Genomic DNA, 25,486 nt, shown 5'->3' with positions numbered 1-25,486 from the left:
CGCGCCGCAGCGGCGCGCCAAGGGCAGGCATCGGCGCCGGCGGCATCATGCGACCCGGATAGTGTGGGAAACGCACGGCGTTTGCGTGGCGAGCGAATGCCGCTACGGTCACGCCTATGGCAGATCGCGACATCAACAACAGCGGGGCGCTCGGGCTGCCGCCGGTTCCGACCGAGGAGCCCGAGGATGAATGGCGGATCGCGATGCGCCGCGACCGGCTGCTGGCGGCGCTGACGCTGATCGCGGGGGTGGGCCTGACGGTCGCATTGCCGTTCGCGCTCAAGGCGGGGGCGGAATTCTTCCTCCCGACGACCGCGGCGCTGGTGATCGCGATCGCGCTCGTTCCCGTGCTCGAATGGCTCGAGCGGCGGCGCGTGCCTTCGGCGCTTGCGGCGTTGACCTGCGTGCTGCTGTTTCTCGTTGCCGCGAACGTCGCGCTGGCGGCGATCATCGTGCCCGCGACCGAATTCTTCCGGCGGCTGCCCGAGCGGATCGACCGGATCCAGATGAACATCGCGCCGCTGATCGATCTCTATTCGAGCTTTCAGAAATATCTCAATCGCACGGTGCAGCATCTCGCCGCGACCGGGCCGGTCAAGGCACCGCCGACCACTGCAGTGACGCCGCCGAGCTCGATCCTCGAACTCGCCGCGAGTTTCGCGCCGTCGGTGATCGTCCAGGTGTTCTTCGGGATTCTCGTGGTCTTCTTCTTCCTGTCGGGCTGGACGCGGCTGCGGCGTCGCACGATCACCAGCCGCTCGAGCTTCGGTGGGGCGATGGCGACCGCGCGCGTCATCCAGAGCGTGGTCGATGACACGTCGGCCTATCTCGGGACGATCACGATCATCAACCTCGCGCTCGGGCTCGCCATTTCGGGGCTGCTCTACCTGATGGGGATGCCCTTCCCGCTGATGTGGGGCGGGATCGTCGCCCTGCTTAACTACGTGCCATATTTCGGGCCGATCACCGCAGCGTTGCTGCTCGCGCTCGGCGGGCTGATGACCTTCCACGATATCTGGGTCGCGCTGGTGCCGGCGTTGGTGATGATCGGCTGCCATCTGGTCGAGGCCAATGCGATCACCCCGCTGATCGTCGGGCATCGCCTCACGATCAACCCGATCATGATTCTCGTGTCGATTTCCTTCTGGTCGTGGGTGTGGGGGACGGCGGGAACGCTGCTCGCGGTGCCGCTGCTCATCATCCTGCAGACGGTGCTGGGGGCGGCGGGAAAACCCGACATTGCGGGTTTCCTGTTTGAACACGGGACCTTGACCCAGCGCCGTCCCGGCAATTTTGCAAATTCTTCGGATGAACGCGAAACGGGCGGTTGACAGGCTGGAGTCACCCCCATAGAGACGCGCCTCACGCTGAATAAGCGGGTGTAGCTCAGTTGGTTAGAGCGCCGGCCTGTCACGCCGGAGGTCGCGGGTTCGAGTCCCGTCACTCGCGCCATTCCCTGATTTGGGATGGCGTTTCGCGGACTTGGATCCCAGACATTAGAGCGCAAACCTCCCGACACCGTCCGGCTGCGGCAGGAATGTTGGTCCTGTTGAATAGGATCGTCTGGGACGCCAGGGCGCATCTCTGCGAACCATCCGCGGCCTACCAGGTGCCGGTTTCCATCCACACCAACATCCGCCGCAGCGGCAAAACCCAGATCCAGGCAATTCCCGCGACGAGGTAGAACAGCGCCTGCAGCAGCGGATGCCACTGGCCGACCACGCCCGACAGACTTGCCGCCGCCACACACCACAAGCCGATCAAGGCGAGGATGGCGAGCATCCCGACGGGTTTGCGCCAGCTTGGGGTCATCGGCGTTCGATCCATCCGGTTTCGGTGATGATCGCGTGGAGCGGCATGTCCCACGGATCGGTCGGCAGGGTGTCGACCTGTTGAACACTCCACGCAACACCGATCCGACGCGCGTGCGGGAATTGCGCGAAGGCGCGGTCGTAATAGCCCGCGCCCTGGCCGAGCCGGTCGAGCTTGGCGTCGAACGCGAGCAGCGGCGTCAGGATGATGTCGGGGGCGAGCGCGCCGGCCGCGCTGGCAGGCTGGTGGAGGCCGTAGGGGCCCGCCTGCAGCGCGGCTTCGGTATCCCAGGCGAGGAAGCGCATCGGTTCGGTTCGCGTCGTGACGTGCGGCAGCGCGATGCTGCATCCGGCCTCGACCGCCGCGCGCGCGAGCGGGGAGGGGTCGGCTTCGCTGCCGATCGGGACGTAGGAGGTCACCGTTAGACCCGAGTCCAGCAGCGCGAGGAATTGCGGAGGCGGCACGATGGCGGGCGGACTACTCGCGAAGAAGGCGTCCCGCTCGGCACGGATGCGCGCGCGCAAGGCGCGCTTGTCGATCACGAGCCGTTGCCCCGGCGTAGGCCGGGGCCGCTATGTCGGGCGCGCTGGGTTGGCCGCGTGCGCACCGCCGGTCGGCCCCGGCCTGCGCCGGGGCGACGGGAGCGTCGCATGGTTTCAGAAGCGGTGGCGGGACCGCCATGGCCGTGTGCCGGGTTATCCTCTGACGCGCGGTACGTCAGGTGGGGATCATGTGCTTCGGGCCAAGACCCTGGCAGGGACAACCCCCTTGGATGATGAATAGCCTCAGGGATAATAAAGGCTCGTACCGGGCAGTGCCCGCCACCGACCGATATAGGCGCTCCGCGACTATTGCTCAAGGGAGTCGGCAAGCGATTCGAGCCGCTCGGCGATCGTGGTGAGCAGCACCTCGTCCTTGATCTCGGCCGGGCGGCGATTGGCCTCCTCGAGCGAGTCGGCGAGCATCAGCGCGACGAACATCATCGTACGCTCGCCGCTGAGTCCGCCCGACGCGCGCACCGCCATCGGCCAATGCTCGTCGAGCATTGCCGCGAGGCGGCGCAACTGGTCTTCCTGCCCGTCGGGCGAGGAAACGACGTGGCGACGATCGCCGATCTCGAGCGTGACGTCGGCCATCAGGCTTCGCTCTCGCGTGCGATCACTGCGTCGAGCGCGGAAACCGCCTCGGCCATCCGCGTGCGAAGCTTTTCGTGGCGTTTCTGAAGGGCAACAGTGCTGGCCGTGCGGGCTGCGGCGGCGGCCTCGATGCGCTCCAGCGCACGGTCGATACGGTCGAGGGTCGAAGATGTCGTGGTGTCTGCCATTCCGAGTGAGATAGCATGGCACACCGCTCGAACAAGGCGCGTCGGCGCTCGCGCCGCCCGACTCGCCGCGCGTTCGGGGCGGTTGACGCGCTGCCCGCGCGCCCGCAAAGACGCGCCCATCGAAACAGAGTCGGCGGCGCGCCGCCGATCGACCCAAGTGCTTGAAGGAGCCAGGACGATGACGATCAAGGTAGCGATCAACGGTTTCGGGCGCATCGGTCGCCTTGTCGCGCGCGCGGTGCTCGAGCGCGGCGATACCGGCCTCGAACTGGTCGCGATCAACGATCTCGCCGATGCCAAGTCGAACGCCTGGCTGTTCAGCCGCGATTCGGTCCACGGCAAATATCCGGGCGAGGTCTCGGCTGAGGGCAACGATCTCGTCGTCGACGGCAAGCGCATCCGCGTCACTGCCGAGCGTGACCCCGCCGATCTCCCGCACAAGGAACTCGGCGTCGACATCGTGCTCGAATGCACCGGCTTCTTCACCGACCGCGAGAGCTGCCAGAAGCATCTCGATGCGGGAGCCAAGAAGGTGCTGATCTCGGCGCCGGGCAAGGGCGTCGACCTGACCGTCGTGTTCGGCGTCAACCACGACAAGCTGACCGCCGAGCATACGATCGTGTCGAACGCCTCGTGCACGACCAACTGCCTCGCGCCCGTCGCCAAGGTTTTGAACGATGCGATCGGCATCGAGCGCGGCCTGATGACGACGGTCCACGCCTATACCAACGACCAGAAGATCCTCGACCAGATCCACCCCGATCTGCGTCGCGCCCGTGCCGCCGCGATGTCGATGATCCCGACCACGACCGGTGCCGCGCGTGCCGTCGGCGAGGTTCTGCCCGAGCTCAAGGGCAAGCTCGACGGTTCGGCGATCCGCGTCCCCGTTCCCGACGGCAGCCTGATCGACCTCACCTTCATGCCGTCGCGCGAGACGACCAAGGACGAGGTCAACGCGATCCTCAAGGCGGCGTCGGAGAGCGGTCCGCTCAAGGGCGTGCTGGTCTATTCGGACGAGCCGCTCGTTTCGATCGACATCGTCCACACGCCGGCATCGTCGACGATCGACAGCCTCGAGACCGCGGTGATGGACGGCAAGCTCGTCCGCGTCGTCAGCTGGTACGATAACGAATGGGGCTTCTCGAACCGTATGGTCGATACCGCCGGGGCGATGGGGAAGTTCCTCTAAGGTGACGTTTGCCTCCCCCCGTCATCCCCGCGAAAGCGGGGATCCCGCCTCTTCTGCTCCGGCGGAAAGAAGCGCGACCCCCGCTTTCGCGGGGGTGACGGCGGGTGTGCTGAGTACCGTGGTTGGAACATTGGCGGGCATCGCGCGCCACGGCCGACCCAAGGGGCCGATGGAGACCGTCGATCATGTCGAGGTCACGCTCGACGGCGGGCTCCACGGTGATTTCCGCGGGACGATCAAACCCGGCGGCAAGGGCAAACGGCAGGTCACGCTAATCGAGCGGACCGACTGGGATGCCGCGATGGCCGAGGTTGGGCATAGCCTGCCATGGTTCGAACGGCGATCTAACCTCCTCGTCGAAGGTCTTGATCTTCCACAGCTTGCGGGCGCGAAACTGCGCATCGGCGACGACGTCGTCCTCACCATCACGCGCGAGACCGATCCGTGCGAGCGGATGGAAGCGCTCGCGCCGGGCTTGAAAGCGGCGCTCCTGCTAGATTGGCGTGGCGGCGCCTGTTCGCGTGTTCTTGTCGGCGGGATCATCCGCGTCGGCGATTCTATCAGGGTGGAACCATGACGGACTCTTCAGTGGCTCGGGCTTTCAAGACCCTCGACGACATGGGCGACGTGCGCGGCAAGCGCGTGCTGGTCCGCGAAGACCTCAACGTGCCGATGGCGGACGGAAAAGTCAGCGATGACACGCGCTTCCGCGCAACCTTGCCGACCGTGACCGAACTCTCGGACAAGGGCGCGATCATACTGATCCTTGCGCATTTTGGGCGGCCCAAGGGCATGCGCAATCCCGATATGTCGCTCGCGCTGCTGACGCGCCCGTATTCGGACGTGCTCGGCCGCCCGGTCCAGTTCGTCGATTACGACGGCGCGGCCGACGCGATGGCGAACCTCCAGCCGGGCGACGTCGCGATCCTCGAGAATACGCGCTTCAACGCAGGCGAGGAGAAGAATGACCCGGCGTTCGCGGCAGAGCTCGCCGCGCTCGGCGATTTCTACGTCAACGATGCCTTCTCTGCCGCACACCGCGCGCACGCCTCGACCGAGGGGCTCGCGCATCTGCTCCCGGCGTTCGCCGGCCGGGCGATGGAGATTGAGCTCGACGCGCTCGACAAGGCGCTCGGCAATCCCGAGCATCCCGTCGCGGCGGTGGTCGGCGGCGCCAAGGTGTCGACCAAGCTCGACGTGCTCAAGCACCTCGTCGCGCGCGTCGATCATCTGATCATCGGTGGCGGTATGGCCAACACCTTCCTCGCGGCGCGCGGCGTCGATGTGGGGAAAAGCCTGTGCGAGCATGAGCTTACAGCCACTGCCGAAGAAATCTTCGCAGCTGCGGAGCGCGCGAACTGCACGATTCATCTGCCCTATGACGTCGTGGTGGCAAAGGAATTCCGCGCCAATCCGCCGGTGCGCACCGTCAACGTCCACGAGGTCGCCGCCGACGAGATGATCCTCGACGTTGGCCCCGCCGCGACCGAGGCGCTTGCCGACGTTCTGAAGAACTGCCGCACGCTGGTGTGGAACGGCCCGCTCGGGGCGTTCGAGACCCCGCCGTTCGATACGGCGACGGTCGCGCTGGCGAAGACCGCCGCGGCGCTGACCAAGAGCGGCTCGCTCGTCTCGGTCGCGGGTGGCGGGGATACCGTCGCCGCGCTCAACCAGGCAGGCGCGGCCGACGATTTCACCTTTGTCTCGACCGCGGGCGGCGCGTTCCTGGAATGGATGGAAGGCAAGGACTTGCCAGGCGTTGCTGCTCTGTCGCGGTAAGCGGGGCTTGGGACGCAATGGGGAGAGGGGCGGACTGGCCGTCCTCATCCTTGCGGTGCGGACTCCTGCAGCAGCGGGACGAGCAATGTGTTGAGTGCATCGAGGTCGAACGCGTCGGCTTTGGCGTAGCGCAACCGACCCGCTCGATCGATGATGAAGTTGGTCGGCACGCCTTCCAGCGCGGTGTAGGGCCCCTTGATTCGGCGTGCCGATTGCATGTGCATCACCGCGAACAGCTTCTTCAACTGGAACGGCTGGAGCGAATCCTCGGTCGCGATCGCGAAGACCTTGAGGCCGTGGGTTTTCTGCGCCTCGTAATAGGCGTCGAGCAGCGGCAGCTCCTTCTTGCATGGTCCGCACCACGTCGCCCAGAAATTGAGCACGACGACCTGGCCGCGGAGTTGGTCCGACGAGACCTTGCTGCCTTCGATCAGCGTCAGCTCGAACCGCGGAGCGAGTTCGCCGACCTTGGGTTGCGGGCTCGCCGCGGCCGATAGCGCCACGACAGCAACCAGCCCCAGGCACCGTGAAATCCCCGATAAAATCCGCATCGTCCCGCCCCCCGCTATCGCATGAGAGTGTCGCGGATCGCGGAAGCGGTCAATCCTGGCGAGGCTCGGCTCCGTCACTCGCGGAGCGACGATCGAACAGCAGGTACAGCAACAGCGCCGTGCCGCCGATCGCCGCGCCGATCAGGCTCGACAGCAGCCAGCCGCCCGCGGCGAAGCTCGCGCTGCCGATCAGCGATCCGCTCGCGCCGAACACGAAGACGATCGTCATATAGGCGGCGTTGATCCGCCCGCCGGCCGCGCTGTCGAGCCCGAAGATGATGCGCTGGCCCGAGATCTGGTTGAGCTGCACCGCGGCGTCGATCAGCACTGCGGTTGCTGCGAAGGCGATCAGGCCGCTTGCCGCGACGACCAGATCGGCAGCGACGAACGACACGGTCAGCAACAGCAACGCGAGCAGCGTCGTCGCGCGGGCGTGCCCCTTGTCGGCGTAGTGGCCGGCGATCGGCGCCGCGAGCGCGCCGCCCGCGCCGGCGAGCGCGAACAGCGCGATACCGTTCGCGCCGAGACCGAAACGCTGCGTCAGCACGAGCGGCGCCGCCGTCCAGAACAGGTTGAACGCGATGAACAGCAACGCCTGATACGCCGCCCGCAGCCGCAACACGGGATAGCGCCGCAGCAGGTCGAGCGATGAGGCGAGCAGGGCCGAATAGCGCAGCGTGCTGTCGGGCCGCCGCGCCGGCAGCATCAGCAGCAAGGCGAGGCCGACCAGCGCGGTGACACCCGCCGAGCAGAAGAACAGCGCGCGCCAGCCTAGGCTTCCCGCAACGAAGCTCGCCACCGGTCGCGCGAGCATGATGCCGGTGAGCAATCCGCTCATCACCAGGCCGATCGTGCGGCCTTGCCGTGCCTGGCTGCTCAGTTTGGCGGCGAGCGGGACGAGGACCTGCGCGCCGACCGAGCAGATCCCGGTGACCGAGGCGGCGATCAGGAAGGTCCGCGGCCCCTCGGCCAGCGCGATGCCGATACAGCCGAGCGCCGCGCCCGCAGTCGCGACAAGGATCAGCCGCTTGTTCTCGATCAGGTCCGACAGCGGCACGATGAAGGCGAGGCCGAGCCCGTAGCCGAGCTGGGTCAGCGTGACGATCCCGCCCGCGACCGAGGGCGAGAGCCCGATGTCGGGGCCGATCATGCCGATCAGCGTCTGCGCGTAATAGAGGTTCGCCACCATCGCCCCGCACGCGATCGCCATCAGCGTGGTGACGGCGGGGGACAGGTCGTGCGTATCAGGATCGCTCATGCCGCCTGCGAAAGCGTGGGCGCGGCCAAAAGGCAAGTGCGCACGCGACAATCGCCGTGCCGCAGATTGCTGCGTTGCAGTCGCGGGGCTGGCTGACTATCAGCCGCTGAAAGAGTCACACATGGAGAGCTGTCGATGACGCCCGTAGTCCAAGCCATTCTCGACAAATATGAATCGGATAGCCCTGCGACCAAGGCGAATCTGGCGCGTATCCTGATGCACGGCAAGCTCGGCGGTACCGGCAAGCTGGTGATCCTTCCGGTCGATCAGGGCTTCGAACATGGCCCCGCGCGCAGCTTCGCGGTCAACCCGCCGGCGTACGATCCGCATTACCATTGGCAGCTTGCGGTCGATGCCGGCCTTTCGGCCTTCGCCGCGCCGCTCGGCATGATCGAAGCGGGCGCGCAGACCTTCGCCGGGCAGGTCCCGACGATCCTCAAGGTCAACAGCTCGAACAGCTGGGCGCAGGGCGCCAACCAGGCGGTGACCGGCTCGGTCGAGGATGCGGTGCGGCTCGGCTGCGCGGCGATCGGCTTTACCATCTATCCGGGCTCGGACGATCTGTTCGAGATGATCGGGCAGATTCGCGAAATGTCGGCCGAAGCCAAATCGGTCGGTATCGCCACCGTGATCTGGTCGTATCCGCGCGGCGGTATGCTCCCCAAGTCGGGCGAGCTCGCGCTCGACGTCGGCGCCTATGCCGCGCACATGGCGGCGCTGCTCGGCGCGCACATTATCAAGGTCAAGCTGCCGAGCGATCACATCGAGCAGAAGGAAGCCAAGCCGTTGTACGAAGGCACCGACTGGTCGAACCAGGCGGACCGCGTCAAGCATGTCGTCCAGGCGAGCTTCGCCGGACGGCGCGTGGTGGTCTTCTCGGGCGGCGCGTCGAAGGGGTCGGACGCAATCTATCAGGACGCGCGCGACATTCGCGACGGTGGTGGCAACGGCTCGATCATCGGGCGCAACACCTTCCAGCGCCCGCGCGAGGAAGCGCTCGAGATGCTCGCCAAGATCATTTCGATCTACAAGAACGAAGAATAAGCCGTGGAATTCGCCTATCATCGTAGCCTGGCTCCGATGATAGGCGTTCTGCTCGGCATCGCGATCGTCGAGATGCTGGTGGTGCATCTCGTCGTCGTCGTCTGGCTCGGATGGTGGGCGGCGCTGGTGGCTGGCGTACTTGATGCGTCACTGGTGATTGCGCTGATCGGCTTGATCCGATCGTTTCGACGCTTGCCGGTGACGCTGGCCGACGGCGCGCTGACGATGCGCGCCGGGTCGCTGCGATCGGTCACGATCCCTGTCGCGAACATCGCGGGCTTGCGCGCGACTTGGGATGCGGCGGCGATCAAGCAGCGCGGTGTCCTCAACCTTGCTTTGGCGAGCTGGCCGAGCGTGGTCGTCGATCTCGACCCGCCGATCGAGCTGCGCCGCGGGCGCAAGCTCTACGCCGTCGCGCACAAGCTCGATGATCCGGTGGCTTTCCATGCCGCTATCGCGGCGCTATCGCCGCGTCATGGACATTGAAGACGCACGCGGCGAAGATCCGCTCGGCCCGCTCGACCCCAATTTCGCGGCGCGCTTCACGCGCGATATCCGGCGACCGCCGTGCCAGCTCTATCTCGTCTCGCCGCTCGACGTGACCGGCGGTTTCCCCGATCGGCTGCGGCGCGCGCTCGACGCGGGGCCGGTCGCGGCGTTCCAGTTCCGCGTCAAGGATGTCGACCAGCATGTCGCGGCGGCTCTGGCCGATCCGCTGCAGCGGATCTGCGCCGACGCCGACGTCGCGTTCATCGTCAATGACAGCATTTCGCTCGCCAAGCGGCTCGGGGCGGATGGCGTGCATCTCGGGCAAGACGACGGCGACCCACGCGAAGCGCGTTCCGAACTCGGTGCGGCGGCGCAGATCGGGGTTTCGTGCGCCGACAGCCGTCATTTCGCGATGGAAGCGGGCGAGGCGGGGGCGGATTATGTCGCGTTCGGCGCCTTCTATCCGACGACGACCAAGGTTACCGAACACGTCGCCGATCCGGTGCTGCTGAGCTGGTGGACAACGGTGTTCGAAATCCCGTGCGTCGCGATCGGCGGGATCACGCCGGCGAATGCCGCGCCGCTCGTCGCGGCAGGCGCGGACTTCGTCGCGGTGTCTAACGCGGTGTGGGGCGGGGACGAGGCGGCGGCGGTCCAGGCCTTCGCGGCGGTGCTCGGCGGGTAGAGACTCGCGGGCATTTATGCTATGGACCCGCCATGGCCAAACTGTCTCCGATCGAGTCCGAATTCGCCACCACCGAGGAGGCCGAGGCGTATGACCTCTGGTTTCGCGCCAAGGTGCAGGAAGCGCTGGATGAGCCGGGCCCAGGCATTCCGCATGATGTGGTCATGGCCGAGATGCGCGCGCTGATCGAATCGAAGAAGCTCGATGCGGCTGATCTGGGACGATAGAGCCGTAGACGATTTTCGCGGGATCCTCGGGTACATCGGGGATCGCAATCCAGCGGCTGCCACACGACTCAACGATGCCGTGGATCGGACTCTCGAGCTGATCACGGTCAATCCGTACCTCTATCGTCGCGGCCGCGTCGGCCCGACGCGCGAAGCGGTCGTGACCCCGAATTATGTCGTCGTCTATCGGGTCGACGATGATCTCGTCAGGGTCGTCCGCGTGTTGCATACACGCCAGAGTTACCCCTAACGCGTTACCAGTGCCGCACGCGGCCGGTATCGACATGGACGAACCCGTCGCGCGGATAGAACCCCACACCGCCGCCGCCGAGCGCCAACGCCGCGCCGTGCAACCGGTCGAGCGTCACGCCGCCGATCTTGATGTCGGTCGCCTTGCCCAGCATGTGCTGGCTCTGGCTCGCGACGCCGGTATGCGCGCCGCCCCTGGCGCGTAGCGACGCGTTGGTGGCCGGCGAGCGATAGCCCGAGATCAGGTCGATCTTGGTGCGGCCGGTCAGTTCGAGCTTGTCGCGCAACCGGACGAGCAGAGCCAGCAACCGCCGGTCCATCGCGGTCGCCTGACCAGTGCGCCAGTCGCGCAGGCCGTGATTGAGCTCGGCAAGACCCTGCGGGACGAACGCGCCGTTGCGCGCGAACAGCGCATCGACGGTCTCATTATTATGGACGTTGCGGATCGCGAGACGCCATTCGGTGCCGACCGCCATTGCGGGAAGCGGGAAAGCAAGCGCCGCGCCCCCGGCGAGAACGCCACCGAGCAGGCCCCGCCGCGAAAGTTTCATTTCGGGGGCGTGTATTTGGTCGGACACAAGCGTGTCACAAGTCGTTGTCTGCATAGTGAATATGTAGGAGCCGAGCGTAATGCGGAACATGGTGGCCGGAACGGCCTGTCTGGCGATAGCCTCCTTTGGGCTGATCGCCGCAGCCGCGCCTGGAACAAAATCCGCGCCCGCTGCGACAACGCTCGATCCCTCCACGCTCCATGTCCAGGTCATCCTTGATCATCTCGGCTTTTCGCCGGGGGTGCTCGACGGTCGCCAAGGCAAGTCGCTGGTCGCTGCACTCAGGGGTTTCCAGGAAGCGCGCGGCCTCCAGCAAACCGGCGAACTGGATAAGCCCACGCTGCAGGCGCTGTACCCCGATCGTAAGTGGCGTCCGTCGGTGACGGTGACGCTGACGCCGGAAATGCTTGCTGGGCCGTATACCAATCCCTTGCCGAAGGACCCGGCGCTCCAGGCGAAGCTGACGGAGCTCGGCTATCGCAATGCGATGGAGAAGCTTGGCGAGATGTTCCACACCACCCCGGCGGTCCTGGTCGAACTCAACAGCCCGACCACGCCGCTCAAGCCCGGCAGCAAGATCGTCGTGCCAAACGCCGTCGCATCCTCGATGGCGTATAATCCCAAACTGCCCGAGAAATGGCGTCAGACGCTCGCGTCGCTCAACATCGATTCGACCCAGCCCACAGGCGCCAAGATCGTGGTGAGCAAATCGCGCGAAGTGCTCCGCGTGCTCGACAAGGACGGCAAACTCGTCGCGCAGTTCATGGCGACGATGGGCAGCGAGCATGATCCGCTGCCGATCGGGACGTGGAAGATCAACGGTCCGTCGTACAACCCGCCGTTCCATTACAACCCCAAGCTGTTCTGGGACGCCAAGGGCAGCGCGAAGGCTGCCTTGCTTCCCCCTGGGCCGAACGGACCGGTCGGAGTGGTGTGGCTCGATCTGTCCAAGGAGCATTACGGCATCCACGGCACGCCGTCGCCTGAGACGATCGGGCGCGCCGAGAGCCATGGCTGCATTCGCCTGACCAATTGGGACGTCGCGCGGCTGTCGATGATGGTCAAGCCGGGCACGCCGGCGATTTTCGAGAAGTGATCGCGTGAACCGGGTTGCGCGTTTCATCCTGATCTCGCTGGCGATCATCGCGGCAGCGTGGATCGCGCTGCTGGCCCTGCTGCCCGAGGCGTCACGCCGGATCGAGAGCAGTGCAGCGCCATCCCCCGCCGGCACGCCTTTGCCGGCGGCGGGGGCGGCCGCGCTGGGGGAGGGAAGCGTACTCGCGGTCCCGGTCGGCGGTATGCGACGGCAGGACCTTCGCGATTCGTGGGGTGATCCGCGCGAGAATGGCTTGCGCGAACATCACGGCGCCGACCTGATGGCGCCATCCAACACCCCGGTTACCGCCGCAGCGCCGGGGATGGTCGAAAAGCTGTGGGTGAGCGCGGCGGGGGGCACCACGGTCTATGTCCGCTCGCCGGCGCGGAACTGGACCTATTACTATGCCCATCTCAGCGGCTATGCACCCGGGCTGCAAGAAGGCCAGTCGGTCAAGGTCGGCGATGTGCTCGGCTATGTCGGCGACACGGGCAACGCCGGGGCCGGGAATTTCCATCTTCATTTCGGGCTGACCCACACGACGCCCGACCAGCATTGGTACGAGGGCACGGACGTCGATCCCTACCCCTATCTTGCCGGAAAGCCCTTGCCCCGCTAAGGCGCACCTCCGCGCGGCGTGCCGTGCGCTTGGCTCTTTCCAACTACAGGCTCCCCCATGAAGATCAACGCGGTCGAAATTCGTCCCGGCAATATCCTGGAATATGAAGGCGGTATCTGGAAGACCGTCAAGATCCAGCATACCCAGCCGGGCAAGGGCGGGGCCTATATGCAGGTCGAGATGAAGAACCTCATCGACGGCCGCAAGACCAACGTCCGCTTCCGTTCGGCCGAAAGCGTCGAGAAGGTCCGCATGGACACGGTCGATTTCCAGTATCTGTTCCGCGAGGGCGACACGCTGACCTTCATGGACAAGATCAATTACGAGCAGATCACGCTCGACGCCGGCATCCTCGGCGATGCCGCGGCTTTCCTGCAGGACGGCATGGACGTCGTGATGGAATTGTGGGACGAGCGTCCGATCTCGGTGCAGCTCCCCGACACGATCGAGGCGACGATCGTCGAGGCCGACGCCGTCGTGAAGGGGCAGACCGCCTCGTCGAGCTACAAGCCTGCGATCCTCGAGAATGGCGTGCGCGTGATGGTGCCGCCGCATATCGGTGCAGGCACGCGGATCGTCGTCGATGTATACGAGCAGACCTACGTGCGACGGGCTGACTGAATCTCTCCCTCTCCCCGCTTGCGGGGAGAGGGCAAGCGAGCGAAGCGAAGCGAGGGAGAGGGGCAGTCATCGGCGGTAACGCTCGATACTCCCCCTCTCCCCGACCCTCTCCCCGCAAGCGGGGAGAGGGAGAAGGAAGAAAAAGAATGCCCTCCCATTCCGGTCTCATGACGATCATCGACCGCGCCGTCCGCAAGGCTGGCCCGCGTCTCCGCCGTGACTTCAACGAAGTCCAGCAGCTTCAGGTCAGCCGCAAGGGGCCGGCCGACTTCGTTTCGATCGCCGACCAGCGCGCCGAGCAGACGATCTACGAGGAACTGTCGCGCGCCCGTCCCGATTGGGGCTTCCTGATGGAGGAGCGCGGCGAAGTAGCCGGCGACCCCAACAAGCCGCGCTTCATCGTCGATCCGCTCGATGGCACGACCAACTTCCTCCACGGCATTCCGCATTTCTCGATCTCGATCGCGGTCGAGGAGACGCTGCCCAACGGTAAGCGCGAGATTACCTCGGCGATGGTCTATCAGCCGATCACCGATGAAGCGTTCTGGGCTGAAAAGGGGCGGGGCGCCTGGGTCCAGGAGCAGCGCTTGCGCGTTTCGGCGCGCCGCGACCTCGCCGACTCGCTGATCGCGACGGGCATTCCGTTCCTCGGCCATGGCAATTTCACCGAGTGGAGCCGCATCTTCGGTGCGATCGCGCCCGAAGTCGCGGGTATCCGCCGCATGGGGTCGGCGGCGCTCGATCTCGCATGGGTCGCGGCGGGCCGGTACGATGGCTATTGGGAAAGCGGCCTCAAGCCGTGGGATGTCGCGGCCGGGCTGTTGCTGGTCAAGGAAGCCGGCGGTTTCGTCAGCGATTTCCGCGGCAGCGACCAGATGGTCCAGCGCAGCGAGATCCTCGCGGCGAACGATGCGCTGCAGTCGCGGCTGCACAAGCTGCTGGCGAACGCACTGCGCTGAGGAGTGGCGGGCCTACCAGCCGATGAAGGTCTGGAAAGCCCCCATGGCGGTCGTCCAGCGTTCGACGGATGCGAGGAATAAGCGCGACGGTGCTCCGTTCTGGAGCACCACGTCGAACTGGATGACCGGATCGCCATCCTGGTCAAGATAGGCCTGCGCGAACCGGTTTTTCGCGTTCCACTCGTTGATCTTCTGCAAGGTCAATTTCGGTTTGACGGTATAGCTCGTCGAAAACTGGATCGACTTGCAGTTGGTGTTCGCCGTGCATCCGTAGAAATAGATCGAAAAGTTCGCTCCCGACGCCGCGCTCTTGATCCGCGGATCGCCCGAACCATCGGTGTCGAGAGCGGCCTTGTAGCCGCCTTCCTGCAGCGCTGCGACCAGCGAGGAAGGGCGGGCGGCGTCGACCGTCTGCGCCGTCGCCGATGTGGCGACGGTTATCATGGCAACCGCAGCAATCGCGTAAAGTCCGTTGAGTCTCATGGGCGTTCCCCCTCCGCCAGAGTCTGCGCGAAGAGTGCCCCGGAAGGACGGCAATTGCAACCGTGACTCTTGCGAGTCATTCTCACTGTCCAGAGCCTTGCCCGCTCGGGACCATCGTCCTAAAGCCCCGGGCATCCGTTCGCACATGCGAGAAGCACCCAAGGCTGATCATGCTCGACCTGTCGCAATATCTCCCGATTCTGCTGTTCCTGGGCGTAGCCCTGGTGCTGTCGAGCGCGTTCGTGTTCCTGCCGATCATCGCGGCACGCTTCACGGGCGCACACAAGCCTACCGCCGAAAAGCTCAGCGAATATGAATGCGGCTTCCCCGCATTCGAGGATCCGCGCAGCCAGTTCGACGTGCGCTTCTACCTCGTCGCCATCCTCTTCATCATCTTCGATCTGGAAGCGGCGTTTCTCTATCCCTGGGCCGTATCGGTCTTCAAACTCGGCTGGGTCGCCTGGGGCTCGATGATGCTGTTCATCGTCGAACTCGCGCTTGGCCTCGTCTATGCATGGAAGAAGGGAGCGCTCGAATGGGAGTAGCACCAAGCCTGCCCGGTCACTCGGGCCCTGTCGAACTGTTGCGTGATGCCGGGCCGAACCCGATCGTGCAGCCGGATCAGGCGTTCTTCAACGATCTCAACGGCGAACTCGGGGACAAGGGTTTCCTCGTCACTTCGACCGAGGACCTGTTCCACTGGGCACGCACCGGCTCGCTGTGGTGGATGACGTTCGGTCTGGCGTGCTGCGCGGTCGAGATGATCCACGTCAACATGCCGCGCTACGATCTCGAGCGCTTCGGCGCCGCACCGCGCGCGTCCCCGCGCCAGTCGGACGTGATGATCGTCGCGGGTACGCTGTGCAACAAGATGGCCCCGGCGCTACGCAAGGTCTACAACCAGATGTCGGAGCCGAAATACGTCATCTCGATGGGCTCGTGCGCCAATGGCGGCGGCTATTATCACTATAGCTACAGCGTCGTGCGCGGCTGCGACCGGATCGTTCCGGTCGACATCTACGTGCCGGGCTGCCCGCCGACCGCCGAAGCTTTGCTCTACGGCATCATGCAGCTCCAGCGGAAGATCCGCCGCGTCGGGACGATTGAACGGTGAGGGCGCCCGCACCTGCCTATGTCGCCAATGACGGCGTGATCGATGCGGCTGCCGCTGCGCTCGGTGGCCGTCTGCTGCATTCGCTCGACGCGGTCGGCGAAGTCGCGCTCCACGTTGATCGCGCCTCGCTGGTCGAGACGATGGTCGCGCTGCGCGACACGCCCGGCCTCGAATATCAGCAGCTGATGGAAATCGCCGGTGTCGACTATCCCGATCGCGGGGTCGATCGCTTCGAAGTGGTCTATTGCCTGCTCTCGCTGACGCGCAACCATCGCATCCGCGTGCATGTGCAGACCGATGACGAGAAGCCGGTGCCATCGGTGACGGGGATCTGGCCGGTCGCCGGCTGGCTCGAGCGCGAAGTCTACGACATGTACGGCGTGCTCTTCTCGGGCAATGCCGATCTGCGGCGTATCCTCACCGATTACGGTTTCCGCGGGCATCCGCAGCGCAAGGACTTCCCGCTGAGCGGCTATGTCGAATTGCGCTATTCGGAAGAGGCCAAGCGCGTCGTGTACGAACCGGTCCAGCTCGCGCAGGATTTCCGCACGTTCGACTTCATGAGCCCGTGGGAAGGCGCCGAATACGTCCTTCCGGGTGACGAGAAGGCGAAACTGCCCGAAGAGAAGGGCGCGCCGACGCCGCTCAAGGCCGACGAGATCGTCAAGGCCGACGCCAACGTCTCGGCCAAGGCCGCACCGAGCGAGCCCAAGACGAGCGAGTCCACTGCCCAGACGGGCGCGGGCAATCCCAACCCGGGCGATGCGCCCGGCAAGAACCCGAACCCCGACGTGCTGCCGAGCAACGGCAGCGGTCGCGGGACCGGCGGAGGGCAGAACCAGTGAGCGACTATCTCGATCAGCTGGAAAAGCATGTCGACGGCGAAAAGCCCGAGGTCGGCGACGTCGAAATCCAGAACTACACGATCAACTTCGGCCCGCAGCATCCCGCCGCGCACGGCGTGCTGCGCCTCGTGATGGAACTCGACGGCGAGATCGTCGAGCGCGTCGATCCGCATGTCGGCCTGCTCCACCGCGGCACCGAGAAGCTGATCGAATACAAGACCTACATGCAGGCGCTGCCGTATTTCGACCGGCTCGATTACTGCTCGCCGCTGTGCATGGAGCATAGCTATGTGCTCGCGGTCGAGAAACTGCTCGATCTCGAAGTGCCGCTGCGCGCGCAATATCTGCGCGTGCTGTTCGCCGAGCTGACGCGCATCTCGAACCACATGCTCAACCTCGGTTCGCACGTCATGGACGTTGGCGCGATGACGCCGAACCTGTGGCTGTTCGAGATCCGCGAAGATTGCATGAACTTCTTCGAGCGCGTTTCGGGCGCCCGTATGCACAGCGCCTATTTCCGTCCGGGCGGCGTCCATCAGGATGCCCCGCTCAAGCTGCTGACCGACATCGCCGACTGGCTCGACACGCGCCTGCCGCGTCTGTTCGAGGACGCGATCTCGCTCGTCGCCGACAACCGCATCTTCAAGCAGCGCAACGTCGACATCGCCACGGTCAGCCGCGACGATGCGATCAAGTGGGGCTTCTCGGGCCCGATGATCCGCGGCTCGGGCATCGCCTGGGATCTGCGCAAGTCGCAGCCGTACGACGTGTACGACCGGATGGACTTCGACGTGCCGGTCGGCACGCGCGGCGATTGCTATGACCGGTTCATGGTGCGCGTCGAGGAAGTCCGCCAGTCGGCGCGGATTATGAAGCAGTGCCTGGGCGAGATGCCCGAAGGGCCGATCGCGTCGCTTGACCGCAAGGTCGTGCCGCCCAAGCGCGCCGAGATGAAGCGCTCGATGGAAGCGCTGATCCACCACTTCAAGCTCTACACCGAGGGCTTCCATGTGCCGGCGGGCGACGTCTATGTCGCGACCGAAAGCCCCAAGGGCGAGTTCGGCGTGTATCTCGTCGCCGACGGCACCAACAAGCCGTACCGCTGCAAGATCCGCCCGACCGCCTTCTCGCATTTGCAGGCGATGGACTTCATGTCGAAGGGCCACATGCTGGCGGATACGACCGCGATCCTCGGCGCGATGGATATCGTTTTTGGTGAATGTGACCGCTAATGGCTGAAGCCCCCAAGATCCCCGACGAAGCAGAGACTCGCGCCCGCTGGGGCTCTTTCGCCTGGACCGAAGAGAACCAGACCAAGGCGAACGAGATCCTCGGCCGCTATCCCAAGGGGCGCGAGCAATCCGCGTCGCTGCCGCTGCTCGATCTCGCGCAGCGCCAGGTCGGCGCCGAGACTCAGACGCAAGGCTGGCTGCCGGTTCCGGTGATCGAGTTCGTCGCGCGCCAGATCGGCGTTCCGTATATGCGCGTCTACGAAGTCGTCAGCTTCTATACGATGTTCAACATGGCGCCGGTCGGCCGCTATCACGTCCAGGTCTGCGGCACGACGCCGTGCCTGCTCGGCGGCAGCGACGACGTTTTGTCGGCATGCAAGAACAAGGGCCTGATCAAGGGGCGGACCACGCCCGACGGCATGTTCACGCTGACCGAGGTCGAGTGTCTCGGCGCCTGCGCCAACGCGCCGATGGTCCAGATCAACGACGACAATTTCGAAGATCTCGATTATGATCGCACGATCGCGGTGCTCGAGGCGCTCGCCGAGGGAAGGCCGATCACGCCGGGCTCGCAGATCGGGCGTCGCGACAGCGCTGCCTTGGGCGGCCCGACCAACCTCAAGGCGATGGTCGAGGAGAACCACGACTATCGCGATGAGTGGGAAAAGATCGATGGCTGAAGTCGATCCCAGTCTCATTTATGAGATTTTGAAAAAGATGCAGGCAGACATGGCCGACATGAAAGCCGATATCGGCGAACTTAAGATGCGTGCCACTGCGACCGACGAACATCTGTCGGGGATCTTCATTTCCACGACGGGTATCAACAATCGCATGGATCGGCTTGATAGTCGATTGGAGCGAATTGAACGCCGGCTTGATCTAACGGATGCCCGCTGATGCTCGCTGATAAAGACCGCATTTTCACCAACGTCTACGGCTATCAGCCGTGGAACCTCGACGCCGCGATCATGCGCGGCGATTGGGACGACACCAAGGGCCTGATGGCGCTCGGGCAGGATGCGCTGATCGACGCGGTCAAGGCGTCGGGTCTGCGCGGCCGTGGCGGCGCCGGCTTCCCGACCGGCACCAAATGGTCGTTCATGCCCAAGGAGCCCAAGGCCGATCGCCCGAACTTCCTGGTCATCAACGCCGACGAATCCGAGCCGGGTTCGTGCAAGGATCGCGAGATCATCCGCCACGATCCGCACAAGCTGATCGAAGGCGCGCTGATCGCGGGCTTCGCGATGCGTGCGCGTGCGGCCTACATCTACATCCGCGGCGAATATATCCGCGAGGCCGAAGTGCTCTTCGCGGCGATCGCCGAAGCGTATGACAAGGGTCTGATCGGCAAGAACGCCAGCGGGTCGGGCTACGATTTCGACGTGTTCTGCCATCGCGGCGCCGGCGCCTATATCTGCGGCGAAGAGACCGCGATGCTCGAGAGCCTCGAGGGCAAGAAGGGCCAGCCGCGTTTGAAGCCGCCGTTCCCGGCCGGGGCGGGGCTCTATGGCTGCCCGACGACGGTCAACAACGTCGAGTCGATCGCGGTCGTCCCGACGATCCTGCGCCGCAGCCCCGAGTGGTTCGCCAGCTTCGGCGCGGAGAACAACCGCGGTACCAAGCTGTTCCAGATCAGCGGCCATGTGAACACGCCGTGCGTCGTCGAAGAGGCGATGTCGATCACCTTCCGCGAACTGATCGAGACGCATTGCGGCGGCATTCGCGGCGGGTGGGACAATCTGCTCGCGGTGATCCCCGGCGGTTCCTCGGTGCCGTTGGTACCGGCGGCCGAGATCATGGACTGCCCGATGGATTTCGACGGCCTGAAGAAGGTCGGCTCGGGGCTCGGCACCGCGGCGATCATCGTGATGGACAAGTCGACCGACATCGTCCGCGCGATTTCGCGCCTCTCGTACTTCTACAAGCATGAGAGCTGCGGCCAGTGCACGCCGTGCCGCGAAGGCACCGGCTGGATGTGGCGCGTGATGGAGCGGATGCGCACCGGCGACGCCGACATCTCCGAGATCGATACACTGTATCAGGTGACCAAGCAGGTCGAAGGCCACACGATCTGCGCGCTCGGCGATGCCGCGGCCTGGCCGATCCAGGGCCTGATCAAGCACTTCCGCCCCGAGATGGAGCGGCGCATCACCGAGAAGCGCGGTGGTGGGCTGAGCCCAATGATGGAGGCGGCGGAATGACCCTGGAGCAGGGCGACCTCATCCTTGAAATTCTCAAGCGGATGCAGGGCGACATGGCCTCGGTTAAGCGCGATCTCGCTTCGCTCGCGGTGCGAATGTCCGCGCTCGAAGACTATTCGCGTGGACTGACAACGTCCGTGTTTGGAATGCAGGCCGATATCAGTGCGATCCATCATCGGCTGGACCGCATCGACCGTCGCCTCGATCTCACCGAAGAGACTCAATAATGCCCATAGTCAAAGTCGATGGCGTCGAAGTCGAAGTGCCCGCTGGCGCCACCGTGCTCCAGGCGTGCGAGATCGCCGGCAAGGAAATCCCGCGCTTCTGCTATCACGAGCGCCTGAGCATCGCCGGCAATTGCCGGATGTGCCTGGTCGAAGTGAAGCCAGGGCCGCCCAAGCCGCAGGCGTCGTGCGCGCTGCCGGCGGCGGACAAGCAGGAGATCTTCACCAACTCGCCGATGGTCAAGCAGGCGCGCGAAGGGGTGATGGAGTTCCTCCTGATCAACCATCCGCTCGATTGCCCGATCTGCGACCAGGGTGGCGAATGCGACCTGCAGGACCAGAGCCTCGCTTATGGCCGCGGCCACTCGCGCTATGACGAGAACAAGCGCGCGGTCACCGAGAAGTATATGGGCCCGATCGTCAAGACGGTGATGACGCGCTGCATCCAGTGCACGCGCTGCATCCGCTTTGCCGAGGAAGTCGCCGGCGTCGAGGAAATCGGCGCGATCGGTCGCGGCGAGGACATGCAGATCGTGTCGTACCTCGAAGGCGCGGTCACGAGCGAGCTGTCGGGCAATGTCGTCGATCTCTGCCCGGTCGGTGCGCTGACCTCGAAGCCCTACGCCTTCGAGGCGCGTCCGTGGGAATTGAAGAAGACGCTGACGATCGACGTGATGGACGCGGTCGGCACCAACATCCGGCTCGACAGCCGTGGTCGCCAGGTGCTGCGCGCCGTGCCGCGGATCAACGAGGACGTGAACGAGGAGTGGGCGAGCGACAAGACTCGCCACGCCGTCGACGGTCTGGTGCGCAAACGCCTCGACACGCCGTACATCCGCAAGGACGGGCGCCTGACCAAGGCGACGTGGGACGAGGCGTTCGCTGCCATCGCCGCGGTCGATGCAGGGTCGAGCGTTGCTGCAGTCGCGGGTGATCTGGTCGACGCCGAGACGATGTATGCCGCCAAGGCGCTGCTCGCGAGCATGGGATCGACCCTGCTCGAAGGCCGCCAGACCGGTATGGACTACGACACGTCGAGCCTCGCGGCGGTCAATTTCAACACGACGATCGCCGGCACCGAAAAGGCCGACGTGATCCTGCTCGTGGGCAGCAATCTGCGCTGGGAAGCGCCGCTGGTAAACACGCGGATCCGGAAAGCCATCAAGAAGGGCGCCAAGGTCTTCGCGATCGGGCCGGAAACCGAGCTGACCTACAAGGTCGAGTGGCTCGGCGCCGATCTGGCGCTGCTCGGCAATCTGCCGGAAGCCGTCACCGAGGCGTTCGCTTCGGCCGAGCGTCCGATGGTGATCGTCGGCGGGGCAGGGCTCAAGGCGCTCGGCGCAGCACTCGCTTTGGTTTCGCCGCTCGGGCTGATCAAGGATGCGTGGAACGGCTTCAACGTCGTCCATATGGCGGCGAGCCGGATGGGCGGACTGATGCTCGGTTACGCGCAGAAGGGCGGCATCGCCGATCTCGTCGCGGCGTCGCCTAAGCTCGCATTCTTCCTCGGCGCGGACGAAGTCGATTTCAGCAAGTTCGCTGGCAGCTTCAAGGTCTATGTCGGCCATCACGGCGACAAGGGCGCTGCGGCTGCCGACGTGATCCTGCCGGGCGCGAGCTATGCCGAGAAGTCGGGCACCTACGTCAATCTCGAAGGTCGCGTACAGCGCGGCGAGCGGGCTGTGTTCCCGCCGGGTGACGCGCGTGACGACTGGACGATCCTGCGCGCGCTCTCGGCGGTGCTCGGCAAGACGCTGCCGTTCGACACGATCGAGGAATTGCGCGCGAACATGGCCGTCGATACGCCCGCTTTGGCAAATCTCGGCCTCGCCAGCTTCGACTGGGCACCGCCTGCGCTCGACGCATCGGTGACCGGCGAGATCACCGGCTATCCGATCCAGGACTTCTATCTGACCAACGCGATCTGCCGGGCGAGCCCGACGATGCAGCGCTGCTCGGCCGAACTCGTCCACGGCGTCGACTTTGCGGAGGCAGCGGAATGATGCGCGTCAACGTCGCCCCGGCGAAGGCCGGGGCCGCTGGGTTGTCTCGCACGACCAACCGTCTCTCTCCCACCTTGGCGACCCCGGCCTTCGCCGGGGTGACGGATATTCTCGCATGACCTCCTGGTTTACCTATCTCGGCCTGCCGTTCGGCTGGGCCTGGTTCGTCGCGACGCTGATCGACATTCTCGTCATCGCGCTGCCGCTGATGCTCGCGGTCGCGATGATCATCTATGCCGATCGCAAGATCTGGGCGTCGATGGCGCTGCGCCGTGGCCCCAACGTGGTCGGGCCGTTCGGTCTGCTGCAGTCGTTCGCCGACGGTCTGAAGGTTTTCCTTCAGGAAACCATCATCCCGACCGCGTCGAACAAGGCGCTGTTCCTGCTCGCGCCGATCATCACCTTCACGGTCGCGCTGATCGTGTGGGCGGTGGTGCCGTTCGATCAGCGCGCCGCGGTCGCCAACATCAATGTCGGTCTGCTCTACGTGCTCGCGGCGTCGTCGCTCGGCGTCTACGGCATCATCCTCGCCGGCTGGGCGTCGAACTCGAAATATCCGTTCTATTCGGCGATCCGCGCCGCGGCACAAATGGTGAGCTACGAAGTCGCGATCGGCTTCATCCTCATCTCGGTCGTGCTGTGGACCGGCAGCTTCAACCTGACGGCCATCGTCGAGGCGCAGCGCGGCATGGGCCTCGGCATCGTCAACGGCTTCTTCATCAACCCGTTGCTGTTCCCGATGGCAGTGATGTTCTTCATCTCGTCGCTCGCCGAGACGCAGCGTGCGCCGTTCGATCTGACCGAGGCGGAGAGCGAGCTCGTCGCCGGGTATCAGACCGAATATTCGTCGATGTCGTTCGCGCTGTTCTGGCTCGGCGAGTACGCCAACGTCATCCTGATGTGCGCGCTCAACGCGACGCTGTTCTGGGGCGGGTATCTGCCGCCGTTCAACTGGGCGCCGCTCTATCTCGTGCCGGGGATCATCTGGCTGCTGCTCAAGATGGGCCTGTTCTTCTTCCTGTTTAGCTGGGTGAAGGCGACCGTCCCGCGCTATCGCTACGACCAGCTGATGCGGCTCGGCTGGAAGATTTTCCTTCCGCTGTCGCTGTTCTGGGTGTTTCTCGTGTCGGGTGTGCTGATGCTCACCCGCGTCGGCACCGAGTGCGCCCCGCAGGACCGCGTCCATACCAAGCAATATCTCTACGATGACGGCCGTCCACGCTATCCGACCGATGGTGTGTGCCGGGCCGCGTCGGCGAACCAGTCGGAGAAACGCTCGTGAACATCGGGCAGATCATCAAGTCGTACACGCTCTGGGAATTTCTCAAGGCGCACACGCTGACCTTGAAATATTTCTTCAAGGCCAAGGCGACGATCAACTATCCGTTCGAGAAGAACCCGCTGAGCCCCCGCTTCCGCGGTGAGCACGTGCTGCGGCGCTACCCGAACGGCGAGGAACGCTGCATCGCGTGCAAGCTGTGCGAGGCGGTGTGCCCGGCGCAGGCGATCACGATCGAGGCCGAACCGCGCGACGACGGCAGCCGGCGCACGACGCGCTACGACATCGACATGACCAAGTGCATCTTCTGCGGCCTGTGCCAGGAAGCCTGCCCGGTCGACGCCGTCGTCGAAGGCCCGAACTTCGAATATGCGACCGAAACGCGCGAAGAGCTGATCTACGACAAGGCGAAACTGCTCGCCAACGGCGACCGCTGGGAAAGCGCCATCGCGGCGAACCTTGCCGCCGATGCACCGTACCGTTAAGCGCGCCATGAATTCTGGAAACCCGACGATGCACCCAACCCCCGTCATCCCAGCGAAAGCCGGGATCTCAAGCCGTAAGGGCGCGTGCTCGCCCCACGAGACCCCAGCTTTCGCTGGGGTGACGGCTGGTCGTGTGGGGGCGCCGGCATGATCCAGGCCATCGCCTTCTACCTGTTCGCTGGTCTGGTCATCGCGTCCGCCGCGCTGACCATCACCGCGCGCAATCCGGTGCACGCCGTGCTGTGGCTGATCCTGGCCTTCTTCAACGCCGCAGGGCTGATGGTGCTGGTGGGCGCCGAGTTCATCGCGATGCTGCTCGTCATCGTGTATGTCGGCGCGGTCGCGGTGCTGTTCCTGTTCGTCGTGATGATGCTCAACATCGACTTCGCCGAGCTGCGCGCCGGCTTCGCCAAATATGCGGCGATCGGCGCGGTGTTCGCGGTCGGCCTCGCCGCCGAGATCATGGTCGCGTTCGGTGCCTGGAGCGCCGGCAAGATCGAGCTCGCGCGCCGCGCCGCGCCGACGCCCGACACGGTGCCCAATATCGAGGCGCTCGGGATGCTGCTCTACACGCGCTATCTGTTCGTGTTCGAGGGCGCGGGTCTCGTGCTGCTCGTCGCGATGATCGGCGCGATCGTGCTGACGCACCGCGAGCGCAAGGGCGCGCGCGCGCAAAATGTCAGCCGCCAGAACGCGCGACGTCCGCAGGATGCCACGCGCAACACGCAACCCATCGTCGGCAAGGGAATTGAGCTGTGATTGGTCTCGGCCATTATCTCGTGGTCGGCGCGATCCTGTTCGCGCTCGGCGTGCTCGGCATCATCGCCAACCGCAAGAACCTCATCGTCATGCTGATGGCGGTCGAGCTGATCCTGCTCGCGGTGAACCTCAACTTCGTCGCCTTCTCTGGGTATCTCCACGATCTCGTCGGCCAGGTGTTCGCGATGTTCGTGCTGACCGTCGCGGCGGGTGAGGCCGCGATCGGGCTCGCCATTCTCGTCATCTATTTCCGTAGCCGCGGGACGATCTCGGTCGACGACGCCAACCGGATGCAGGGGTGATGGCCGTGACGTTTGACTACGCAGTCACCCCCGCGAAAGCGGGGGTCCCGCTTCTCCTCGACCGTTGCCAAGGCAGCGGGATCCCCGCTTTCGCGGGGATGAC

The 25,486-nt window shown here is 65.0% G+C and carries 34 protein-coding genes and 1 tRNA gene; 27 read left to right on the top strand and 8 right to left on the bottom strand.

All coding sequences use genetic code 11. The features are described from left to right. Positions 1 to 116 precede the first annotated feature (116 nt). Positions 117 to 1,331, top strand: coding sequence for an AI-2E family transporter (locus tag RH90_RS16805; RefSeq protein WP_010187299.1), 1,215 nt, complete (start codon positions 117 to 119; stop codon positions 1,329 to 1,331). 44 nt (positions 1,332 to 1,375) lie between these two features. Beyond that, positions 1,376 to 1,452, top strand: a tRNA-Asp gene (locus RH90_RS16800). Positions 1,453 to 1,602: 150 nt separating this feature from the next. On the opposite strand, the gene RH90_RS16795 is transcribed toward RH90_RS16800, so the two are convergent. The 4 genes from RH90_RS16795 to RH90_RS16780 form a co-directional block, all read right to left on the bottom strand. Then, a complete protein-coding gene (locus RH90_RS16795) occupies positions 1,603 to 1,812 on the bottom strand; it encodes a DUF2842 domain-containing protein (RefSeq protein ID WP_010187298.1) in 210 nt (69 codons plus the stop codon). After that, on the bottom strand, positions 1,809 to 2,354 hold the full coding sequence (locus RH90_RS16790) for a 5-formyltetrahydrofolate cyclo-ligase (RefSeq protein ID WP_010187283.1): 546 nt from the start codon (positions 2,352 to 2,354) through the stop codon (positions 1,809 to 1,811). Before RH90_RS16790 ends, RH90_RS16795 begins: the two co-directional genes overlap by 4 nt. A 306-nt stretch (positions 2,355 to 2,660) precedes the next feature. Further along, positions 2,661 to 2,948, bottom strand: coding sequence for a cell division protein ZapA (locus tag RH90_RS16785; RefSeq protein WP_010187281.1), 288 nt, complete (start codon positions 2,946 to 2,948; stop codon positions 2,661 to 2,663). Then, positions 2,948 to 3,136, bottom strand: a complete 189-nt coding sequence (locus tag RH90_RS16780) for a hypothetical protein (protein WP_010187280.1) — start codon at positions 3,134 to 3,136, stop codon at positions 2,948 to 2,950. The genes RH90_RS16785 and RH90_RS16780 overlap by 1 nt, the downstream gene beginning before the upstream one ends. 178 nt (positions 3,137 to 3,314) lie before the next feature. On the opposite strand from RH90_RS16780, the gene gap reads away from it, so the two are divergent. The 3 genes from gap to RH90_RS16765 all read left to right on the top strand — a co-directional run bounded on the left by gap (position 3,315) and on the right by RH90_RS16765 (position 6,104). Next, a complete protein-coding gene (gap, locus tag RH90_RS16775) occupies positions 3,315 to 4,325 on the top strand; it encodes a type I glyceraldehyde-3-phosphate dehydrogenase (protein ID WP_010187278.1) in 1,011 nt (336 codons plus the stop codon). Positions 4,326 to 4,494: 169 nt separating this feature from the next. Then, entirely contained in the window at positions 4,495 to 4,902 is a 408-nt protein-coding gene (locus tag RH90_RS16770) for an MOSC domain-containing protein (RefSeq protein ID WP_051124702.1), read from the top strand. Positions 4,903 to 4,913: 11 nt separating this feature from the next. After that, a complete protein-coding gene (locus tag RH90_RS16765) occupies positions 4,914 to 6,104 on the top strand; it encodes a phosphoglycerate kinase (protein WP_029625389.1) in 1,191 nt (396 codons plus the stop codon). A 44-nt stretch (positions 6,105 to 6,148) separates the two neighbouring features. On the opposite strand, the gene RH90_RS16760 is transcribed toward RH90_RS16765, so the two are convergent. Then, a complete protein-coding gene (locus RH90_RS16760) occupies positions 6,149 to 6,655 on the bottom strand; it encodes a TlpA family protein disulfide reductase (protein WP_029625388.1) in 507 nt (168 codons plus the stop codon). A 49-nt stretch (positions 6,656 to 6,704) separates the two neighbouring features. Then, positions 6,705 to 7,913 carry an MFS transporter gene (locus RH90_RS16755; RefSeq protein WP_010187272.1) on the bottom strand — a complete coding sequence of 403 codons (1,209 nt, stop codon included), beginning with the start codon at positions 7,911 to 7,913 and terminating at the stop codon, positions 6,705 to 6,707. Between the two features lie 135 nt (positions 7,914 to 8,048). Between RH90_RS16755 and RH90_RS16750 the strand changes: the two genes are divergently transcribed. Genes RH90_RS16750 through RH90_RS16730 form a run of 5 tightly spaced genes read left to right on the top strand, consistent with a single transcriptional unit; the run spans position 8,049 to position 10,608 of the window. Then, positions 8,049 to 8,957: a class I fructose-bisphosphate aldolase gene (locus RH90_RS16750; protein ID WP_010187263.1), complete on the top strand. Its 909-nt coding sequence runs from the start codon at positions 8,049 to 8,051 to the stop codon at positions 8,955 to 8,957. 3 nt (positions 8,958 to 8,960) lie between these two features. Next, on the top strand, positions 8,961 to 9,443 hold the full coding sequence (locus tag RH90_RS16745; protein ID WP_010187262.1) for a hypothetical protein: 483 nt from the start codon (positions 8,961 to 8,963) through the stop codon (positions 9,441 to 9,443). Next, positions 9,433 to 10,131: a thiamine phosphate synthase gene (gene thiE / locus RH90_RS16740; RefSeq protein ID WP_029625386.1), complete on the top strand. Its 699-nt coding sequence runs from the start codon at positions 9,433 to 9,435 to the stop codon at positions 10,129 to 10,131. Before RH90_RS16745 ends, thiE begins: the two co-directional genes overlap by 11 nt. Before the next feature lie 32 nt (positions 10,132 to 10,163). Continuing rightward, positions 10,164 to 10,358, top strand: a complete 195-nt coding sequence (gene relB, locus RH90_RS16735) for a type II toxin-antitoxin system RelB family antitoxin (RefSeq protein WP_010187260.1) — start codon at positions 10,164 to 10,166, stop codon at positions 10,356 to 10,358. Further along, positions 10,336 to 10,608 carry a type II toxin-antitoxin system RelE/ParE family toxin gene (locus RH90_RS16730; RefSeq protein ID WP_010187259.1) on the top strand — a complete coding sequence of 91 codons (273 nt, stop codon included), beginning with the start codon at positions 10,336 to 10,338 and terminating at the stop codon, positions 10,606 to 10,608. Before relB ends, RH90_RS16730 begins: the two co-directional genes overlap by 23 nt. Before the next feature lie 4 nt (positions 10,609 to 10,612). On the opposite strand, the gene RH90_RS16725 is transcribed toward RH90_RS16730, so the two are convergent. After that, entirely contained in the window at positions 10,613 to 11,158 is a 546-nt protein-coding gene (locus RH90_RS16725) for a DUF882 domain-containing protein (protein ID WP_010187258.1), read from the bottom strand. Positions 11,159 to 11,237: 79 nt separating this feature from the next. On the opposite strand from RH90_RS16725, the gene RH90_RS16720 reads away from it, so the two are divergent. The 4 genes from RH90_RS16720 to RH90_RS16705 all read left to right on the top strand — a co-directional run bounded on the left by RH90_RS16720 (position 11,238) and on the right by RH90_RS16705 (position 14,453). After that, positions 11,238 to 12,254 carry a L,D-transpeptidase family protein gene (locus RH90_RS16720; RefSeq protein ID WP_010187257.1) on the top strand — a complete coding sequence of 339 codons (1,017 nt, stop codon included), beginning with the start codon at positions 11,238 to 11,240 and terminating at the stop codon, positions 12,252 to 12,254. Positions 12,255 to 12,258: 4 nt separating this feature from the next. Beyond that, entirely contained in the window at positions 12,259 to 12,873 is a 615-nt protein-coding gene (locus tag RH90_RS16715) for a M23 family metallopeptidase (RefSeq protein ID WP_010187255.1), read from the top strand. Between the two features lie 57 nt (positions 12,874 to 12,930). Then, positions 12,931 to 13,494: an elongation factor P gene (gene efp / locus RH90_RS16710; protein WP_010187254.1), complete on the top strand. Its 564-nt coding sequence runs from the start codon at positions 12,931 to 12,933 to the stop codon at positions 13,492 to 13,494. 146 nt (positions 13,495 to 13,640) lie between these two features. After that, a complete protein-coding gene (locus RH90_RS16705; protein WP_010187253.1) occupies positions 13,641 to 14,453 on the top strand; it encodes an inositol monophosphatase family protein in 813 nt (270 codons plus the stop codon). A gap of 12 nt (positions 14,454 to 14,465) precedes the next feature. Here the strand turns inward: RH90_RS16705 and RH90_RS16700 are convergent, their stop codons facing one another. Continuing rightward, positions 14,466 to 14,996, bottom strand: coding sequence for a YbjN domain-containing protein (locus RH90_RS16700; protein WP_157134614.1), 531 nt, complete (start codon positions 14,994 to 14,996; stop codon positions 14,466 to 14,468). A 110-nt stretch (positions 14,997 to 15,106) separates the two neighbouring features. Between RH90_RS16700 and ndhC the strand changes: the two genes are divergently transcribed. The 13 genes from ndhC to nuoK all read left to right on the top strand — a co-directional run bounded on the left by ndhC (position 15,107) and on the right by nuoK (position 25,383). Then, entirely contained in the window at positions 15,107 to 15,481 is a 375-nt protein-coding gene (gene ndhC / locus RH90_RS16695) for an NADH-quinone oxidoreductase subunit A (protein ID WP_010187250.1), read from the top strand. Beyond that, positions 15,472 to 16,050 carry a NuoB/complex I 20 kDa subunit family protein gene (locus RH90_RS16690; RefSeq protein ID WP_198283416.1) on the top strand — a complete coding sequence of 193 codons (579 nt, stop codon included), beginning with the start codon at positions 15,472 to 15,474 and terminating at the stop codon, positions 16,048 to 16,050. Before ndhC ends, RH90_RS16690 begins: the two co-directional genes overlap by 10 nt. Continuing rightward, entirely contained in the window at positions 16,047 to 16,895 is an 849-nt protein-coding gene (locus tag RH90_RS16685; RefSeq protein WP_010187246.1) for an NADH-quinone oxidoreductase subunit C, read from the top strand. The genes RH90_RS16690 and RH90_RS16685 overlap by 4 nt, the downstream gene beginning before the upstream one ends. Beyond that, complete coding sequence (locus tag RH90_RS16680; protein ID WP_010187245.1) at positions 16,892 to 18,127, top strand: NADH-quinone oxidoreductase subunit D; 1,236 nt, start codon at positions 16,892 to 16,894, stop codon at positions 18,125 to 18,127. Before RH90_RS16685 ends, RH90_RS16680 begins: the two co-directional genes overlap by 4 nt. Next, positions 18,127 to 18,807, top strand: a complete 681-nt coding sequence (locus RH90_RS16675) for a complex I 24 kDa subunit family protein (RefSeq protein WP_010187242.1) — start codon at positions 18,127 to 18,129, stop codon at positions 18,805 to 18,807. Before RH90_RS16680 ends, RH90_RS16675 begins: the two co-directional genes overlap by 1 nt. Further along, positions 18,800 to 19,027, top strand: coding sequence for a hypothetical protein (locus RH90_RS16670; RefSeq protein WP_010187240.1), 228 nt, complete (start codon positions 18,800 to 18,802; stop codon positions 19,025 to 19,027). Before RH90_RS16675 ends, RH90_RS16670 begins: the two co-directional genes overlap by 8 nt. Then, positions 19,027 to 20,331, top strand: a complete 1,305-nt coding sequence (nuoF, locus tag RH90_RS16665; RefSeq protein WP_010187238.1) for an NADH-quinone oxidoreductase subunit NuoF — start codon at positions 19,027 to 19,029, stop codon at positions 20,329 to 20,331. Before RH90_RS16670 ends, nuoF begins: the two co-directional genes overlap by 1 nt. Beyond that, positions 20,328 to 20,558 (top strand): hypothetical protein, encoded by a 231-nt coding sequence (locus RH90_RS16660; protein WP_010187236.1) that lies wholly within the window; start codon positions 20,328 to 20,330, stop codon positions 20,556 to 20,558. The genes nuoF and RH90_RS16660 overlap by 4 nt, the downstream gene beginning before the upstream one ends. Then, positions 20,558 to 22,558 (top strand): NADH-quinone oxidoreductase subunit NuoG, encoded by a 2,001-nt coding sequence (nuoG, locus tag RH90_RS16655; protein WP_010187233.1) that lies wholly within the window; start codon positions 20,558 to 20,560, stop codon positions 22,556 to 22,558. The genes RH90_RS16660 and nuoG overlap by 1 nt, the downstream gene beginning before the upstream one ends. Before the next feature lie 115 nt (positions 22,559 to 22,673). After that, complete coding sequence (nuoH, locus tag RH90_RS16650; protein ID WP_010187230.1) at positions 22,674 to 23,840, top strand: NADH-quinone oxidoreductase subunit NuoH; 1,167 nt, start codon at positions 22,674 to 22,676, stop codon at positions 23,838 to 23,840. Further along, entirely contained in the window at positions 23,837 to 24,322 is a 486-nt protein-coding gene (gene nuoI / locus RH90_RS16645) for an NADH-quinone oxidoreductase subunit NuoI (RefSeq protein ID WP_010187228.1), read from the top strand. Before nuoH ends, nuoI begins: the two co-directional genes overlap by 4 nt. 147 nt (positions 24,323 to 24,469) lie before the next feature. Further along, entirely contained in the window at positions 24,470 to 25,081 is a 612-nt protein-coding gene (locus tag RH90_RS16640) for an NADH-quinone oxidoreductase subunit J (RefSeq protein WP_010187226.1), read from the top strand. Next, a complete protein-coding gene (gene nuoK / locus RH90_RS16635; protein WP_010187224.1) occupies positions 25,078 to 25,383 on the top strand; it encodes an NADH-quinone oxidoreductase subunit NuoK in 306 nt (101 codons plus the stop codon). Before RH90_RS16640 ends, nuoK begins: the two co-directional genes overlap by 4 nt. Positions 25,384 to 25,486 lie beyond the last annotated feature (103 nt).

It is taken from the genome of Sphingomonas sp. PAMC 26605, from assembly GCF_000241485.1.
Lineage (GTDB): Bacteria > Pseudomonadota > Alphaproteobacteria > Sphingomonadales > Sphingomonadaceae > Sphingomonas.
The sequence above is the reverse complement of the archived record's forward strand: the minus strand, read 5'-3'. Positions and strand labels throughout refer to the sequence as shown.

What these genes read in the sequence shown, in the direction of transcription:
- RH90_RS16805 (WP_010187299.1), top strand. Translation starts at nt 117, where the DNA reads ATGGCAGATCGCGACATCAACAACAGCGGGGCGCTCGGGCTGCCGCCG.
- RH90_RS16795 (WP_010187298.1), bottom strand. Translation starts at nt 1,812, where the DNA reads ATGACCCCAAGCTGGCGCAAACCCGTCGGGATGCTCGCCATCCTCGCC.
- RH90_RS16785 (WP_010187281.1), bottom strand. Translation starts at nt 2,948, where the DNA reads ATGGCCGACGTCACGCTCGAGATCGGCGATCGTCGCCACGTCGTTTCC.
- RH90_RS16780 (WP_010187280.1), bottom strand. Translation starts at nt 3,136, where the DNA reads ATGGCAGACACCACGACATCTTCGACCCTCGACCGTATCGACCGTGCG.
- gap (WP_010187278.1), top strand. Translation starts at nt 3,315, where the DNA reads ATGACGATCAAGGTAGCGATCAACGGTTTCGGGCGCATCGGTCGCCTT.
- RH90_RS16770 (WP_051124702.1), top strand. Translation starts at nt 4,495, where the DNA reads ATGGAGACCGTCGATCATGTCGAGGTCACGCTCGACGGCGGGCTCCAC.
- RH90_RS16760 (WP_029625388.1), bottom strand. Translation starts at nt 6,655, where the DNA reads ATGCGGATTTTATCGGGGATTTCACGGTGCCTGGGGCTGGTTGCTGTC.
- RH90_RS16755 (WP_010187272.1), bottom strand. Translation starts at nt 7,913, where the DNA reads ATGAGCGATCCTGATACGCACGACCTGTCCCCCGCCGTCACCACGCTG.
- RH90_RS16750 (WP_010187263.1), top strand. Translation starts at nt 8,049, where the DNA reads ATGACGCCCGTAGTCCAAGCCATTCTCGACAAATATGAATCGGATAGC.
- thiE (WP_029625386.1), top strand. Translation starts at nt 9,433, where the DNA reads ATGGACATTGAAGACGCACGCGGCGAAGATCCGCTCGGCCCGCTCGAC.
- relB (WP_010187260.1), top strand. Translation starts at nt 10,164, where the DNA reads ATGGCCAAACTGTCTCCGATCGAGTCCGAATTCGCCACCACCGAGGAG.
- RH90_RS16730 (WP_010187259.1), top strand. Translation starts at nt 10,336, where the DNA reads ATGCGGCTGATCTGGGACGATAGAGCCGTAGACGATTTTCGCGGGATC.
- RH90_RS16725 (WP_010187258.1), bottom strand. Translation starts at nt 11,158, where the DNA reads ATGAAACTTTCGCGGCGGGGCCTGCTCGGTGGCGTTCTCGCCGGGGGC.
- RH90_RS16720 (WP_010187257.1), top strand. Translation starts at nt 11,238, where the DNA reads ATGCGGAACATGGTGGCCGGAACGGCCTGTCTGGCGATAGCCTCCTTT.
- efp (WP_010187254.1), top strand. Translation starts at nt 12,931, where the DNA reads ATGAAGATCAACGCGGTCGAAATTCGTCCCGGCAATATCCTGGAATAT.
- RH90_RS16705 (WP_010187253.1), top strand. Translation starts at nt 13,641, where the DNA reads ATGCCCTCCCATTCCGGTCTCATGACGATCATCGACCGCGCCGTCCGC.
- ndhC (WP_010187250.1), top strand. Translation starts at nt 15,107, where the DNA reads ATGCTCGACCTGTCGCAATATCTCCCGATTCTGCTGTTCCTGGGCGTA.
- RH90_RS16690 (WP_198283416.1), top strand. Translation starts at nt 15,472, where the DNA reads ATGGGAGTAGCACCAAGCCTGCCCGGTCACTCGGGCCCTGTCGAACTG.
- RH90_RS16675 (WP_010187242.1), top strand. Translation starts at nt 18,127, where the DNA reads ATGGCTGAAGCCCCCAAGATCCCCGACGAAGCAGAGACTCGCGCCCGC.
- RH90_RS16670 (WP_010187240.1), top strand. Translation starts at nt 18,800, where the DNA reads ATGGCTGAAGTCGATCCCAGTCTCATTTATGAGATTTTGAAAAAGATG.
- nuoF (WP_010187238.1), top strand. Translation starts at nt 19,027, where the DNA reads ATGCTCGCTGATAAAGACCGCATTTTCACCAACGTCTACGGCTATCAG.
- RH90_RS16660 (WP_010187236.1), top strand. Translation starts at nt 20,328, where the DNA reads ATGACCCTGGAGCAGGGCGACCTCATCCTTGAAATTCTCAAGCGGATG.
- nuoG (WP_010187233.1), top strand. Translation starts at nt 20,558, where the DNA reads ATGCCCATAGTCAAAGTCGATGGCGTCGAAGTCGAAGTGCCCGCTGGC.
- nuoH (WP_010187230.1), top strand. Translation starts at nt 22,674, where the DNA reads ATGACCTCCTGGTTTACCTATCTCGGCCTGCCGTTCGGCTGGGCCTGG.
- RH90_RS16640 (WP_010187226.1), top strand. Translation starts at nt 24,470, where the DNA reads ATGATCCAGGCCATCGCCTTCTACCTGTTCGCTGGTCTGGTCATCGCG.